8 protein-coding genes and 1 riboswitch are annotated in these 13,433 nt (G+C 70.8%); of the genes, 1 reads left to right on the top strand and 7 read right to left on the bottom strand.

What is annotated here, in order from left to right; all coding sequences use genetic code 11:
* Window positions 1-240: 240 nt before the first annotated feature.
* The 4 genes from ACFY10_RS11005 to ACFY10_RS10990 form a co-directional block, all read right to left on the bottom strand.
* Window positions 241-1,755: a sialidase family protein gene (locus ACFY10_RS11005; protein WP_390664750.1), complete on the bottom strand. Its 1,515-nt coding sequence runs from the start codon at window positions 1,753-1,755 to the stop codon at window positions 241-243.
* Between the two features lie 274 nt (window positions 1,756-2,029).
* Window positions 2,030-3,322 (bottom strand): NRAMP family divalent metal transporter, encoded by a 1,293-nt coding sequence (locus tag ACFY10_RS11000; protein WP_390664749.1) that lies wholly within the window; start codon window positions 3,320-3,322, stop codon window positions 2,030-2,032.
* Window positions 3,319-4,665 carry a magnesium transporter MgtE N-terminal domain-containing protein gene (locus ACFY10_RS10995; RefSeq protein WP_390664748.1) on the bottom strand — a complete coding sequence of 449 codons (1,347 nt, stop codon included), beginning with the start codon at window positions 4,663-4,665 and terminating at the stop codon, window positions 3,319-3,321. The genes ACFY10_RS11000 and ACFY10_RS10995 overlap by 4 nt, the downstream gene beginning before the upstream one ends.
* A gap of 314 nt (window positions 4,666-4,979) precedes the next feature.
* Window positions 4,980-5,151, bottom strand: a riboswitch (M-box (ykoK) riboswitch).
* Between the two features lie 64 nt (window positions 5,152-5,215).
* Entirely contained in the window at window positions 5,216-6,340 is a 1,125-nt protein-coding gene (locus tag ACFY10_RS10990; RefSeq protein ID WP_390664747.1) for a DUF475 domain-containing protein, read from the bottom strand.
* 211 nt (window positions 6,341-6,551) lie between these two features.
* Here ACFY10_RS10990 and ACFY10_RS10985 point away from each other — a divergent pair, with 211 nt between their 5' ends.
* The gene (locus tag ACFY10_RS10985; RefSeq protein WP_390664746.1) at window positions 6,552-9,197 is read left to right on the top strand and encodes a glycosyl hydrolase; all 2,646 of its coding nucleotides are present in this window, start codon (window positions 6,552-6,554) and stop codon (window positions 9,195-9,197) included.
* Window positions 9,198-9,278: 81 nt separating this feature from the next.
* Here ACFY10_RS10985 and ACFY10_RS10980 read toward each other — a convergent pair whose 3' ends face one another.
* The 3 genes from ACFY10_RS10980 to asnB all read right to left on the bottom strand — a co-directional run bounded on the left by ACFY10_RS10980 (window position 9,279) and on the right by asnB (window position 13,432).
* On the bottom strand, window positions 9,279-10,211 hold the full coding sequence (locus ACFY10_RS10980) for an L-tyrosine/L-tryptophan isonitrile synthase family protein (protein WP_390664745.1): 933 nt from the start codon (window positions 10,209-10,211) through the stop codon (window positions 9,279-9,281).
* A gap of 137 nt (window positions 10,212-10,348) precedes the next feature.
* Entirely contained in the window at window positions 10,349-11,593 is a 1,245-nt protein-coding gene (locus tag ACFY10_RS10975; protein ID WP_390664744.1) for a cytochrome P450, read from the bottom strand.
* Window positions 11,594-11,605: 12 nt separating this feature from the next.
* Entirely contained in the window at window positions 11,606-13,432 is a 1,827-nt protein-coding gene (gene asnB / locus ACFY10_RS10970) for an asparagine synthase (glutamine-hydrolyzing) (protein ID WP_390664743.1), read from the bottom strand.
* Between the last annotated feature and the right edge of the window lies 1 nt (window position 13,433).

The following is a 13,433-nucleotide window of genomic DNA, read 5'->3' as shown; positions in this document are numbered from 1 at the left end:
CGCCCCCCCCCCCCCGCGGGGGCCCCCCCCCCCCCCCCCGCCCCCCCCCCCCCCGCCCCCCCCCCCCCCCCCCCCCCCCCCCCCCCCCCCCCCCCCCGGGACCGTATCTGTGTATCGACCGTGTCCCGGGGGGCGCAGCCCAAGGGCTGGTGCCGGCCGGGCAATGCGCCGTACCGGTTTGTACGTCGTCTTCAAGCGGCGGGACTGGCTCTGAGCGCTGTTGCGATCAAGGGCTGTCGGTCAGGGGCTGTCCTCGCCGCCCTCGGTGCCGCCGTTGGCCAGCCACTGCGCGTAGGCGATCGCGGCCAGGCGGGCCGAGAAGGCGTTGTCGCGTGCGGTGGCGGTAGTGACGGCGGCGGTGCCGGCGGCTGCGGTGAGGCCCGAAGTCGGCGTGTACATCGCCTCGTTGAAGACGGATCCGCTGGGGGCCGAGGCGACGGCGAAGACGGGATGTGCGGTTGTGCCGGAGAAGGACGTCGAGATGTAGTCGCCGACCATGGTGCCCTGCGTGGTGCTCGCCAGCCAGGAGTGGGTCATCGGACCGGCCAGCTGGGTGGGCGCCGTCCAGGTGCTGCCCGCGTTGGTCGAGGAGACGTACCCGACGTCCAACTGGCAGGTGGCGGCGGTGCAGTTGGCGGTCGGGTGGTAGTAGTACGTCAGCGCCAGGTGCGCGGTGGTGCCCGAGGTGGCCGGGTCGACCGCGAGGCCGGGGATGAAGTGGTCGACGGTGCTGGTCGTCGCGTCGATCGGGATGCGGGTCACCGACGACCAGGCGGTGCCGTTGGTGGTCGTCGCCATCACGATGTCGTTGGAGGTGCAGGAGCCTCCGCTCGCGCGGAAGCGGCAGTCCTGCCACACCACGTACACCTTCCCGGCGGCGTCGATCTCGGCGGAGGGCAGCGGGCCGCTGCGCAGCCCCCCGCGCACGGTGAACGTGCTGACGGTGGCCACGGTGCGGGCATTGGTCCAGGAGCTGCCGCCGTTGGTGGAGGTGAAGGCGCGGATCGCGGTCTCCGAGGCGTTGGAGATCGGGACCACCACGGTGCCGTTCGGCTGGACGACGGGCTGCCCGCCCAGGCCGGTGGCGTTGTTGCCGGTGTTCTTCGAGGCACCCCAGGTGAGACCGCCGTCGGAGGAGGTGGTCATCTTGATGCGGTCGCCGTCGCCGTTGTTGTCGTACTCGGTGTAGCAGTTGCCGTAGAAGGCGCTGGTGGCGGTGTTGTCGCAGACGATCCAGTTCTTGTCGAGGCTCGAACCGGTCGCGGTGACCACCGGGTTGCTCCAGGTCAGCCCGCCGTCGGTCGAACGGCTGGTGTAGACCTGGGGCACGGCGACGGACGAGGTGATGGGGATGGTGGAGATCAGCCAGGCGTTGTGCTTCGCGTCGTAGGCCACCGACGGGTCGCTGACCCTCTGAAAGGTGCCGCCCGCCTGTGTGGTGATCCCCGGCAGGAATCCCTTGGTCCAGGTGGTGCCGCCGTCGGTGGAGGTCGCGAAGCCGACGTTGGAGGAGCCGCCGTCGTTGAACCGGCCGACCTGGAAGGCGGAGACGATCGTGGAGCCGTACGAGAAGGTGTCCGGCTCGACCTCGGTGGCGTGCTGGCTGGTGGAGTTGGTGTAGGGATCGGCGCTGATCCGGGTGAGGGCGGGCGCGGCACTGGCGGTGGTCGTCGACAGGGCCAGCACGCCGGCCGCGAGGGCCGCCGTCACCAGGCCGGGTCTCGCCAGGCGGTGGAGGAATGACGCCAGGGACATGATCCGTTCCCTTTCGCAGAAGGGGCACGTCCGGCATCGGTGCGTCGCGAAGTGGGGTCGGGAGCATGCCTCGTACACGTCCGCGCCATGAGGGCGGGCGGAGCCCGGCCGGACCGAACATCGTGCAGGACGTGCTGAGGGACGCCGACACTCTGCTCTGCAAACATGGGCATGTCAATGCCATTGGTGCAACTCCGCCCGAACCCCAGGCAATTGACACCTCCTGCCCCGGAGAGAGCGCACGGCTCGCCCCCTCGGGCACAGGATCATCGGGTCAGCCGAGGCCGAACCAACCCAGGACGGTCTGGACGAGCAGGATGGTGGACATGCTCGCGACGCCCACCACCACGGCGGTGGCGGCGATGCGGTAGCGCGGGCTGTTGGCGGCCGGGCCGAGGACGGAGCGGCGGTTGGTCAGGACGAGGAGGTAGACCAGGACGATCGGGCTGATCAGGCCCTGCAGGACCTGGGTGCCGATGAGCAGCTGGATGACGTCGATCGGGGTCATCGCCACAGTGGCGCCCAGGACGATCTGGGCGGTGAACAGGCCGAGGAACAGCGGGGCGTCGCGGAAGCTGCGGGAGACGGAGCGCTCCACACCCGCGGCTTCCCCTATGGCGTAGCTCGCCGACAACGGCACCACTGCTCCGGCGAGGGCGGAGGCGCCGATCAGGCCCAGGGCGAAGAGGAGTTCGGCGTTCTGGCCGGCCACCGGTTCCAGGGCTTCCGCTGCCTGGGCGGCGGAGTTGAGCGGGCCCGTGCCGCCGATCGCGGAGGCCGTGGCGATGATGATCGTCAGGCTGATGATGCAGGCGAAGACCGCGCCGAGGACGGCGTCGGCGCGGATGAGGGGGTAGTCGGCGGGCTTGGCGCCTCGGTCCACCACGCCTGCGGCGGCGTAGAACTGCATGTACGGGCTGACCGTCGTGCCGATCAGGGCGACCGCGAGCAGGATGAAGTCCTTGCTCGGCTCCATGTGCGGGACGACGAGGTGGTGGCCGACGTCGGCCCAGTGCGGGTGGCCGAGGATCATCGCGACGGGGTACGCGAAGAAGGCCAGCGACATGATCAGGAAGATGCGTTCGGCCCAGTGGTAGGAGCCGAACAGGACCAGTGCCCACAGCAGGATCGCGGCCGGCGGGATGACCGCCCATTTGGGGACGCCGAGGAGTTCGAAGGCGGCGCCGATGCCGGCGAACTCGGAGACGACCAGGCCGGTGTTGGCGAGCAGCAGACAGAAGACGGCGAGCGCGGTCAGACGCAGGTTGAACTGCTCGCGGATCAGGGCGCCGAGGCCCTTGCCGGTGTGTGCGCCCAGGCGTACGGCCATCTCCTGGACCATCACCAGGGCGAGGGTGACCAGCACCATGAAGAACAGGGTGCCGTAGGTGAATTGGGAGCCGGCGGAGGCGTAGGTGGCGATGCCTGCGGCGTCGTTGCCGGCGTTCGCGGCGACCAGGCCGGGGCCGGCGACCGCCGCGATCATGGTGATGCGGCGCCACCCGGTGCGGCGGGCGGGGCTCTGCGCAGTCGTCGGCGCGGCGACGGTGTCGAGGTCGCGGGTCACTGCAGGAACCTCCGGAAGTGCAGGCGCCCGCGTTCGGGCAGCAGGGCGTCGAGCAGGTCGTCGGCCAGGATCCGGCCGAGCGGGCGGTCGCCGTCGTCGACCACGAGCAGCGAGGAGGCACGGGCGTCGACCAGTTCGTCGGCGGCCTCGGTCAGTGCGGTGTCCGGACGGACGGTGACGGGCGGACCGAACTGGGCCCGCCAGGCCACCAGATCGGCCACCGGGGTCGTGTCCTCGGCCACGGCGAGGTCGAACAGCGCGATGTCGGTGACCAGGCGGCCCTCCTCGTCCACGACCGCGACGGCGTCGATCTCGGTACGGTGCTCGGCCTGCTCGGCCAGCTGCGCGCGCACCTGGGCGACGGTCTGGTCCCGGCGGGCGGTGATCAGCAGCGTGGTCATGGCGCCGCCCGCGGTGCCCTCACGGTGGGTCAGCAGTCGCCGCAGCTCAGCCGCTTCCGTGGCGGGCATGCGGGTGAGCAGGTTCTCGCGCTCCTCCGGAGTGAGGTCGCGCAGGGCGTCGGTGGCCTCGTCCGGCTCCATCTCGTCGACCAGCCGGGCGGCGTGCTCCGGCTTCGCCTCGCGCAGGAGGTTCTCCAGCTCGTGCGGTTCCATCTCCTCCAGCGCGTCGGCGGCCTGCTCCGGCTCCAGCCAGCCCAGCAGCTGCTGCCGTTCGGCGCGGCCCAGGTCTTCGAGGATGTCGGCCAGGTCAGCCGGGCGCAGCCGGTGCAGGGCACCCCGGGAGGCGCGCAGCCGCACCTCCGGCGGGCCCTCGGTGGCCAGTTCGGCGAACGGGGCCACGGCCTGCCAGTCCAGCACCCGCTCCGGGGTCGGGCGTGCCTGCCAGCGGCGCGGGCCGAGCCGGCGCAGCAGTGTGGGCAGGGAGACGTCCACGCCGACCAGGACCACACGGTCGACCAGGGGGGCCAGGTAGAGGTCGGCGGCCCGGGTGACCTGGACGCCGTCGACGTCGACGAGTTGGTGGTCGAGGACGTCCTTGGCGAGCAGGGCCTCACCGGGGCGGCGGGCGAAGTCGCGCAGGTCCACCCGGGCGGTGTTGAGCCGTACGTGCCCGGCGTGCACCTTGCCGATCGCGTCGGCGGCCAGGAAGGTACGGCGTCGGCCGATGCGCAGGATCAGCCCGGTCACCGGCGGGTACGACTCCTCGCCGTACAGCCGGGCGACGACGTCGACGACGCGGCCGACCTCCTCCCCGGCCTGATTGGTGACCGGGCCGCCGATCAGACCGGCCAGTGACACCAGGGACGTACGGACCGCCTTGGAGGCAGTGGCACGGCGCTCCAGATGGACCCTGCGGTCGCGCAGGCGGGCCGAGGTGGACATGAGCAGAGTGTGGGCAGCCAAGGTGAACACCCCCTTGCCCCGGCGTGGCGGGGCATCGGGCGGCCCACGGCAGCGGTCTTCCCCACGGGGGCGCACCCGCACACGCGCACACGCCAATACAGGGCATGCGCAGGGCGGATGAGCGCGATTCAGGGGAGAGCGGGCTGCCTCGGGCCGCGGAAGGACGGCGCGGACAACACGAAGAAGGGCCGACTATGGCCCGGACTACTGTCCATCTCGCCTCCTCCCGGTCCCGGCCGCGTACAGGGGCGTCGCGGTCGCACGGCAAGGGGAAGCCGGGCAACGGACGGCCCGGCACACCCCAACTCGTCAGAGCTTTGGCACTCCACGGCGTGATCCCCCGCGGGGGAAGCCACTTGGGGTCACCCCTTGGGCCGGGGAGACCTGTCCTGATCCGGAGCGTCTCTCGACGGGTGGGATCAGTGGCCTGTGTCCGTGAAGACGCCTCACCGAACGAGGTGTCCGGTCAAACCGCCGACAGAATACGCCCGTCCCGGCCCCCGCCCCCAATCGATGACCAGCCCTTGACCTAGGGGGTACGGACCGACTCGGCCGTCGCGGTCTCCGGCTCGGCTTCCGCGAGCGCCTTGTTGCGGCGCACCGAGGACCAGAAGGACCAGCCGATCAGAACCACGCCGACCAGGCCGGTGACGACGTCGTTGATCTGGTACTGAATGGTGACCATGAGGATCACGGCCAGCGCGCCGATCGCGTAGTGCGCGCCGTGCTCCAGATAGACGTAGTCGTCGAGCGTGCCCTGGCGCACCAGGTACACGGTCAGCGAGCGGACGTACATGGCGCCGATGCCCAGGCCCAGTGCCATCAGCACGATGTCGTTGGTGATGGCGAACGCGCCGATCACGCCGTCGAAGGAGAAGGACGCGTCCAGGACCTCCAGGTAGAGGAACGTGAAGAACGCGGCCCGGCCCGCCAGTGCCACCGCGGAGCGCTGCCTGCCGGTGCGCGCGGCTTCCGCCTCCTGTTCCTCCTCTTCCTCAAGACGGTTCTCGAAGAAGCCCGACAGGCCGCCGACGACGAGATAGGTGGCGAGACCCGCGATGCCGGAGACGAGCACGGTCTGCGCCTTGTCGGCGTGCGTGCCGCCGTGCTGGTGGGCGTGGGCGGCGAAGGTGAACGACGTGATCAGCAGGACGGTCAGGGCGATACAGGCCGCCAGCATGTCGACCTTGCCGAGCCTGGCCAGCGGCCGCTCCAGCCACTGCAGCCACTGGATGTCGCGGTCCTCGAAGATGAAGTCGAGGAAGATCATCAGCAGGAACATGCCACCGAAGGCGGCGATCGCCGGGTGCGCGTCGGTGACCAGCTGCTGGTAGCGGTCCTTGTCGGTCAGGGCCAGGTGGACCGCGTCGTACGGGTTGAGCTTGGCCGTGATCGCGACGATGACGACCGGGAAGGCCAGCCGCATTCCGAAGACCGCGATGAGGACGCCGACGGTGAGGAAGATCTTCTGCCAGAAGGCATTCATCTTCTTCAGGACCCCGGCGTTGACGACAGCGTTGTCGAACGACAGGGAGACTTCCAGGACCGCGAGGATCGCCACGATGCCGAGAGCGGCCCAGCCGCCGTAGAGCACGCCCGCGCCCAGGCCGAGCGCCGTGAACACGAACGCCCAGCGAAAGGTCTTCAGCAGCACGGCCACCCACTCCTGTTGTCAACGCCCCGTACCCCTTAGAGCGTGTCTACCACGCTCACCTTTCGCCCGGATGGCCGGGCGAGAACCCCACTGCGATCCATCTGAAATGACAGGTTCTGATCAAAGAGTTGTCCAAATGCCGGACGCCTTCTCCCGCCGGTGATCAGGTCGTCCCCGACGGCAGTACCACCACCCGTTTTCGGAGGACCTGGTGCCAGCTCCAACCCCCAGCAGACGTTGGCTCACAACCTGCGCCATCACCGCAACCGCCGCACTGTTCGCGATACCCGCGAGCGCCGCACCCGCCCACGACAACAGCCCCTTCGGGGCCCGGACGCTCGCCCGACTCGCCGCCGAACGCGCACAGTCGGTGGGCGCCATGAGCCCCAGGCTGAAGGGCGAGGACGGTGACGACGGCAACGAGGCCGACGAGATAGCCGAAGGCGCGGACCAGTACGCCGAGGCCCGCACCTCGCCCGGCATCGTCGCCCCGGGCGCCTACGGTGCCGCCTGGGACGACCTGACCAACCTGCCCAGTACCGGCGGCAGTTGGCGCAACGTCACCGACCTGCCCTACAACTCCGACGACCCGCGCTACCGGGACATCGACTCCAACTCCAGCGGCGGCTCGGGCAATGTGACCGGCCGGATGGCGGCGCTCGCCGCCGACGACGACGGATACGTCTACGCGGGCAGCGCGGGCGGCGGCGTATGGCGGTCGAAGCGCGGCGGCGGGCACTGGCAGCCCATCAGCGACCGGCTGCCGGCCCAGTCCACCGGCGCACTCGCGCTGGACGGCGCCGGACGGCTGTGGCTCGGCACCGGCGAGGCGACCACCAACGCCGACGCCTACCTCGGCAGCGGCGTCTACGTCCTGTCCCGCCCGCACCACGGCACCTTCTCCACCCGCAGCCGGGTCGGCGGCGACGAGCTGGAGTCCACCACCATCCACGAACTGCGCTTCGGCGGCGGCAAGGTGTGGGCGGCGACCAGCGAGGGCGTGTGGAGCCACTCCACGAAGACGCTGAAGGGCGCCTGGAAGCTGGAGTTCGCGCCCAACCCCGACTATCTGCCGGGCGGTTCGAAGGCGAGCGACGCCTCGGCCGCGTACAAGAACATCGCCAATGACATCGCGATCGACCCCAAGGACCCGGGCAAGGTCGTCCTCGCGGTCGGCTGGCGCAGCGGTGACGACTACAACGGCTTCTACACCAAGGGCGCGGACGGCACCTGGACGCGGATCACCAGCGGCCTGGGCGACCTGCCGGCCGACGCGGACAACGTCGGCAACGTCACCTTCGCCCGCTCCGCCGACGGCTCCCGCTACTACGCCATCGACCAGTCGCCGGAGCAGCTGAGCACCAACCCGGACAGCGGCCTGGAGGGCATCTTCGTCTCCAAGTCCGGCTCCCCCACCGGACCTTGGACGAAGATCGCCGACTACAAGGGCCTGTCCGCCGACGGTTCGGCGCTGACGACCAGCGGCTACATGCCGGGCGTACAGGCCTGGTACAACCAGTTCCTCGCCGTCGACCCGAACAACGCCGACCACGTGTACGCGGGCCTGGAAGAGGTCTACGAGACCAAGGACGGCGGCAGCACCTGGTCCACCGTCGGCCCGTACTGGAACTTCACCTTCCCCTGCTGGTCGATCGACCCGGCCAAGCAGACCGGCGACTGCAACCCGACCACCCACTCCGACCAGCACGGCGTCGCGATCGGCAGCTACCACGGCAAGAGCTTCGTGTACGTGGGGAATGACGGCGGCGTCTACAAGCGGCCGGTCGACGGCGCCCAGGACGCCTCGGGGCATGCCACCGACTGGACCTCGCTGAACGACGGGACCATCGACACCCTCCAGTACTACTCGGTGGGCGTCGGCAAGGACCTGGACCACGGCGGCGTCTCCGTCACCGGCGGCCTGCAGGACAATGGCCAGTCCGTCCTGCGCAGCAACGACAAGGTGATGGGCTCCGACTTCGGCGGCGACGGCGGCGACACGCTCACCGACCCGGCCAACGGCTGCAACATCGCCGAGGAGTACGTCTACCTCGCCATCCAGGTGACGCAGAACTGTGCGGTGAACGACGGCAGTTGGGTCACCGACTCCAGCAAGGCCACCTCCTACAACGTCGCCCCGGCCGACAACGCCACCAACGAGGCCCGCTTCATCGCCCCGCTCGCGGCCGACGCGAAGAACCCCTCGACCTGGATCGCCGGCGGCCGCCACATCTGGGTGCAGAGCAAGGGGTACGCCATCCGCAGCGGCTCCGAGTGGAAGAGCGTGTACGACCTCGGCGCCGGCCGCACCGCGACCGCCGTCGCCGCCTCCGGCGGCAAGGTGTACGCGGCCTGGTGCGGCCCCTGCAACAACCAGGGCTTCGCCCGCGGCATCTCCGTCGGCAACGCGGACGGCACCGGCTGGCACGACATCAGCCTGCCCGTGGACGGCACGGTGCCCAACCGCTACCTCAGCGGTTTCGCCGTCGACCCGAAGAACGCCGACCACGTCTACCTCGCGGTCAACGGCTTCTCCCGGCACTGGACCGAGGGTCCCGGCGCCGGCGTCGGCCATGTCTTCGAGTCCACCGACGGCGGCACCACCTGGAAGGACATCTCCAAGAACCTTCCCGACGTGCCGACCAACTCCGCCGTCGTCACGCCGAACGGCGGCCTCGCCGTCGCCACCGACCTCGGCGTCGTCTACCGGGCGCCGGGCCGCACGGCCTGGCAGCGCGTCGGCAGCCTTCCGGCCGTCGCCGTGCTCCAGCTGAAGCCGAGCCCCGACGGCAGCACCCTGTACGCCGCCACCCACGGCCGCGGCATCTACACGATCAAGGTGCGCGACTGCGGCTGACGCAGTGCTGTCGCAGGGGTGGTCCCGGCTCCCGGGACCACCCCTGCGTCGTGTCCGCGCCGCGGATCGGAGCGCTCCGGTTCAGATCTCCGCGAAGTGACTGGGCCGGCCTTCACGAAGGATCAGGCGGCCCCGCCCGGCAGCCTCGGCCCCGGGGAGAAGCGTCCAGGTGCCGTCGGTGCGATGCAGCGCCGCCGAGTGCCAAGGGGTGGTCCAGGCGTCGGGGGTGTCGAGGAGGCGGATGCCGAACTTGGGGGCGCCGATCGGCTGGGGGTGGATGGACAGGCGTACGGAGTGGGGGTGGTGATCGCCGATGAGTTCGCCCCACGCGCGACTGCGCTGGATGACGCCGTACGCGCGCTTGCGGCAGTCGCGTTGGAGGGCGGAGCGGGTGCCTTCGTGGTCAGCGGTGTCCTCGACGAGGAAGCGGGTGATGCCGCGGTACAGGGCGAGGGTGGGGGCGTCCGTGTGGATCTCGGCGCGCAGGGCGTCCAGGGTGGGGGCGTAGCGCTCGTGGACGTGGGCGCGTTTCGCCTCGTGCGGGAGGTCGCCGAGGACGTCGCGCAGGTCGAAGACGGACAGTCTGTGCAGGCCCAGTTGTCGTATGAGGGTGCGGAGTTCGTCGGCGTAGGCGTCGATGCGGGCGTCGGGGACGCCTATCAGGTCGCCGAAGACGTGGCCGTCGGAGCAGATCAGCATGCGGGCGCCGGGCGGGTGGAGGCGCTCGATCTCCGTGCACAGGGTGTCGAGGAACGTGAGCGAGAGGCGTTCGCCCATGTCGGGGAGGTGACCGAGAACCTTGGCGGGGTTGGGCGACTTGCAGGGGAAGCCGGGCAGAGTGAAGACGATGGGGGCTCCTTTGCGCACGCAGTCGGTGATCTGGCGCAGTTGGTGCGGGAACGCCTCGGCGCGGGCGCGAGCCCGGTCGGTCGTGCGGTGGTGGGGCAGGAGCAGGTTCAGGATCGCGGTGCCGGTGGTCGTGGGGGTGGTGTCCGGGGCGGCCGTGAGCGGCATGTCGTTCCTTCAGGGGCGTGTGGGCATGACGGCATGGCGCGTCGGCTCGTGTGCCGGGCGCCGTCTTGTCGGATGGGCCGGGTCGGCGGGGACCGGGTAAGGCGGTACGGCCGGACCCGGTCAGCGGGAGGCCGGGGTCAGCAGCGGCGGTCGTAGCCGACGGGCAGGTGGTTGGTGCCGCGGCCGAGGACGGCCTGGATCCATGCGAGGTCCTCGTCCGGGATCGCCAGGTGCAGGCCGGGCAGGCGGGTGAGGAGGGTGCCGAGCGCGATCTGGAGTTCGGCGCGGGCGAGCGCGGCGCCGGGACAGAAGTGGATTCCGTGGCCGAAGGCCAGATGGGGGTTGGGCGAGCGGTCGAGGTCCAGGGTGTCCGGGTCGGGGAAGCGGCGCGGGTCGCGGTTGGCCGCGCGCAGGGAGACGATGACCGAGTCGCCGGCGGGGACGCGGGTGCCGTGCAGGTCGTTGTCCTGGTCGAAGAAGCGCCAGGTGGTGAGCTCGAAGGCGCTGTCGTGGCGCAGGAGTTCCTCGACCGCCCGGGGAAGCAGGGAGAGATCCTGGCGGAGGCGGGTGAGCTGGTCCGGGTTGCGGAACAGGGCGATCAGGGCCGTGGTGATCTGGTTGGTGACCGGTTCCTGGCCGGCCACCAGGAGCTGGAAGATCATCGAGTCCAGCTCCTCCTGGGAGAGTTCGCGGCGGTCGCGGGCCACGACCAGGCGGCTGAGCAGGTCGTCCTCCCAGTGCTCCCGCTTGTGGGCGACGACCTCGGCGATGTAGCTCTGCAGGCCGTGCAGGCGGGCCTCGTAGAGCGGGCGTCCGGGGTCGGTCGGGCCGACCGGTTGGACGACCTTCCCCCAGTCGCGGTCGAAGCGGGCCGCCAGCTCCCGTGGCAGGCCGATGACTTCGGCGAGGACCTGGAAGGGGAAGTAGGCGGCGAAGCCGGTGACGAGGTCGGCGGGGCCCGTCTCGGGGAGGGCGTCGACCAGGGCGTTCGCCAGCTGCTGGAAGCGGGGGCGGAGGCCATCGATGCGGCGCGGGGTGAAGGCGTCCGTCACGAAGCGCCGCATCCGCGTGTGCTTCGGCGGGTCCTGGTGGAGGAGGTGGACCTGGAGCTGGGAGTGTTGCGGCTCGGGCATGATCGAGGCGCGGGCGCGCCAGCGGTCGTTGCCGCGGTCGTGGTTCTTGCCGAGGCGGTCGTCGTTCAGGGCGGAGTGGGCGGCGTCGTAACCGGTGACCAGCCATGCCTGTACGCCGCTGGGGAAGAGGACGCGGTGCACCGGGCCGGCCTCGCGCAGCTGCTCGTAGAGCGGGTAGGGGTCGGCCTTGTACGGGCAGCCCATGAGAGGGACCGGGTCCGTGGTCGTGCCGGGTTCCTGGATGGTCATGAACGGGGCTCCTCAGAGGGCGAGTTCGGGCTGGTGGTGGTCGAGCCACAGGGCGAGGTCGACGACGCGTTCAAGACGCAGGCGGTGGCCCCACTCCAGCCGGTCGGGCGGGGTGTCCAGGCAGGGTTTGATGCGGGTTTCGTCGGCCAGGGCGCGGACCTGCTCGGTGGCGAGGGCGTCGCGGGCCATGTCCTGCAGGCCGCGGTTGTAGTCGGGGTGGTGGGTGGCCGGGTAGTGGTTCTTGGGGCGCCACAGGACCGACTCCGGCGCCAGGCCCGTACCGGCCGCGCGCAGCAGGCTCTTCTCCCGGCCGTCGAAGCTCTTCAGCGCCCAGGGCGTGGTGAAGGCGTACTCGACGAGGCGGTGGTCGCAGTAGGGGACGCGGACCTCCAGGCCCTGGGCCATGCTCAACCGGTCCTTGCGGTGCAGGAGTTGGCCCAGCCAGCGGGTCAGGGACAGGTGCTGCATCTCGCGCTGCCGGTGCTCGGCGGGGCTCTCGCCGTCCAGGTGGGGTACGGCGGCCAGCGCGCTGCGGTAGGTGTCGTCGCGGAACTCGCCGATGCGCAGGTCGAGTTCGGGGTTGAGCGGCATGGCGGCTTCGTCGCCCGTCACCAGCAGCCAGGGGAAGGTCCGGGCAGCGAGTGCCCTGGGGTTGTGGAACCAGGGGTAGCCGCCGAACACCTCGTCCGCCGCCTCGCCGGACAGGGCGACGGTGGAGTGCCGCCGTATCTCCCCGAACAGCAGGTACAGCGAGGTGTCCATGTCGCCGACGCCGATCGGCGAGTCGCGGGCCACGACGACCGCCTTGCGGTGCTCGGGGTCGAGCAGGGCGCGCGGGTCCAGTACGACCGTGCTGTGGTCGGTGCCGATGAAGGCGCCGGCCTCGGTGGCGTACGGGGTGTCGTGGCCCGTACGCAGCACATCGCCCGTGAAGCGGGACGCCTGGTCGCTGTAGTCGACGGCGTAGGAGCGGATACGGGCGTCCGGGCCCCCGCGCAGGCGGAGTTCGTCGGCGAGCAGGGCCGTCAGGACGGTGGAGTCGAGGCCGCCGGAGAGCAGGGAGCACAGCGGAACGTCTGCTTCCAGCCGGCTGCGGGCGGCGGCGCTCACCAGGTCGTGGACACGCGCGACGGTCGCCTGCCGGTCGTCGCCGTGCGGACCGGCCTCCAGCTGCCAGTAGCGGCGCTCGCTAATGCCGTCCCGGTCCAGGACGAGGATCCCGCCGGGCTCGACCTCCCGCACTCCCGCCCAGACCGTCGGTCCGGTGTTGAACAGCAGGCTGTACGCCTCCCGCAGACCGTCGGCGTCCACGCGCGGCCGGATCTCCGGGTGGGCGAACAGCGCCTTCGGTTCGGAGCCGAAGGCGAGGCCGCCGCCGACGGCCGCCCAGAACAGCGGCTTCACCCCGAGCCGGTCGCGCACCAGCACCAGCCGCTGTTCGCGCTCGTCCCACAGGGCGAAGGCGAACATGCCCTCCAGGTGCTCGGCGACGTCCTCGCCCCACTCGGCGTACGCGCGCAGCACGACCTCGGTGTCGCTGCGGCTGCTGAAGTGGTGGCCCAAGTGCCTTAGCTGCGAACGGAGTTCGTGGTGGTTGTAGACCTCGCCGCTGTAGCTGAGGACGAGGGACGGCTCGTGGGGCCGGTCGGTCATGGGCTGTGCGCCGCCCTCGATGTCGATGACGGCGAGGCGGCGATGGCCGATCGCCGCGCGCTCGCCGAGCCAGATACCTCCGGCGTCCGGGCCGCGCCGGGTGAGGGTGGCGGTCATGGCCTCGATGACCGGGGCCTGGGTGCGGGCGTCGTGGTGGAAGGACGCCCAGCCGGTGATTCCGCACATA

Source organism: Streptomyces sp. NPDC001401 (genome assembly GCF_042895385.1).
GTDB lineage: Bacteria > Actinomycetota > Actinomycetes > Streptomycetales > Streptomycetaceae > Streptomyces.
This window is presented reverse-complemented; position numbering and strand designations above follow the sequence as displayed.

Coding starts and splice junctions, on each gene's coding strand:
- ACFY10_RS11005 (WP_390664750.1), bottom strand. CDS start 1,755: ATGTCCCTGGCGTCATTCCTCCACCGCCTGGCGAGACCCGGCCTGGTG.
- ACFY10_RS10980 (WP_390664745.1), bottom strand. CDS start 10,211: ATGCCGCTCACGGCCGCCCCGGACACCACCCCCACGACCACCGGCACC.
- asnB (WP_390664743.1), bottom strand. CDS start 13,432: ATGTGCGGAATCACCGGCTGGGCGTCCTTCCACCACGACGCCCGCACC.
- ACFY10_RS10995 (WP_390664748.1), bottom strand. CDS start 4,665: ATGTCCACCTCGGCCCGCCTGCGCGACCGCAGGGTCCATCTGGAGCGC.
- ACFY10_RS10975 (WP_390664744.1), bottom strand. CDS start 11,593: ATGACCATCCAGGAACCCGGCACGACCACGGACCCGGTCCCTCTCATG.